Origin of the sequence: Xanthomonas bromi (genome assembly GCF_900092025.1) — a bacterium.
In the GTDB taxonomy this organism is placed as follows: domain Bacteria; phylum Pseudomonadota; class Gammaproteobacteria; order Xanthomonadales; family Xanthomonadaceae; genus Xanthomonas; species Xanthomonas bromi.
The window spans coordinates 1-1,495 of the sequence record NZ_FLTX01000113.1 but is presented as its reverse complement, the minus strand read 5'-3'; the positions used below and the strand labels follow the sequence as shown (position 1 = coordinate 1,495).

Annotated in this window: 1 protein-coding gene; it reads left to right on the top strand. The window is 62.5% G+C overall.

Translation table 11 applies throughout. From position 1 onward, the window contains the following. A partial coding sequence (locus XBLMG947_RS20675) for a non-ribosomal peptide synthetase (RefSeq protein WP_139074472.1) occupies positions 1–1,495 on the top strand: 1,495 nt, incomplete at both ends.

The following is a 1,495-nucleotide window of genomic DNA, read 5'->3' as shown; positions in this document are numbered from 1 at the left end:
CGAGGCCGAGCGCCGGCACGTGTTGCAGGACTTCAATGCGACGACAGCGGATTATCCGCGCGATACCTGTGTGCATGCGCTGTTCGAGGCACAGGTGGCGCGCACGCCGACGGCAGTGGCGGTGGTGCGAGACGGGGTGTCGCTCACCTATGGAGAATTGAATGCGCAAGCCAACCGTCTGGCGCATTACCTGCGTGAGCTCGGGGTCCGTCCGGATGATCGGGTCGCGATCTGTCTGCAGCGCGATGTAGAGACGTTGGTGGCGCTGCTGGCGGTGTTGAAGTCCGGTGGTGCTTATGTGCCGCTGGACCCGACCTATCCGGCCGAACGCCTGGCCTACATGCTGGAAGACAGCGCCCCCGCCGCAGTGCTGGTGCAGGCATCGACCTTGGATCTACTGCCGATCGCATCGGTACCGGTCGTCAATCTGGATACGCCATGCTGGCAGTCCCATGCCATATCCAATCTGTCGATCAACGGCCTGACGTCGGCGCATCTGGCCTACGTGATCTATACCTCCGGTTCCACCGGCCAGCCCAAGGGGGTGATGATCGAACACCGCAACACGGTGAACCTGCTGATCTGGGCCCACCGCGCCTTTGCGCCCTCTGTGCTGGCCAACACCCTGTTTTCCACCTCGTTGAACTTCGACCTGTCGGTCTATGAGTGCTTCGTGCCGTTGACCTGTGGCGGTGCGATCGAAGTGGTCGACAATCTTCTTGCGCTACAAGCCAGCTCGCATGACGTCACCTTGATCAATACCGTGCCGTCGGCGTTGAAGGCCGTGCTGGAATCGAGCGGGCTGAGTCCCGGCGTGCACACCGTCAATGTTGCCGGTGAACCCCTCAAGCGGCAGCTGGTGGAGGATCTTTTTGCCAGGACGCAGGTGCGACGGCTGTGCAACCTATACGGTCCGTCGGAAACCACGACCTATTCGAGTTGGGTGGCGATGGATCGCGACGACGGTTTCGTGGCGCATATCGGCAGGCCCGTGGCGAACACGCAATTTTATATGCTGGATGCGCATCGCCAGCCGGTGCCGATCGGGGTGATCGGTGAGATATACATCGGTGGTGCGGGTGTGGCGCGAGGGTATCTCAATCAAGACGTGTTGACCGAGGAGCGCTTCCTGCCGGATCCGTTCAGTGCCGATCCGACGGCACGGATGTACCGCAGCGGCGACCAGGGACGCTGGCGCGCCGATGGCACGATCGAGTTTCTGGGCCGCAACGACCACCAGGTCAAGATCCGCGGGTTCCGCATCGAACTGGGTGAGATTGAAACGCGACTGAGTGCGCATGCGGACGTGCGTGAGTGCGTGGTGGTGGCGCTGGAGGCGAATAACGGCGGCAAGCGGTTGGTGGCGTATTGGGTGGGGACCGCGCATCTGGATGAAAGCGCAGGCGCGCAGGCCTTGCGGGCCTGGCTGGAGGCAGTGCTCCCGAGCTACATGATCCCATCGGCCTACGTGCAGCTGGAGGCGTTGCCGCTGACA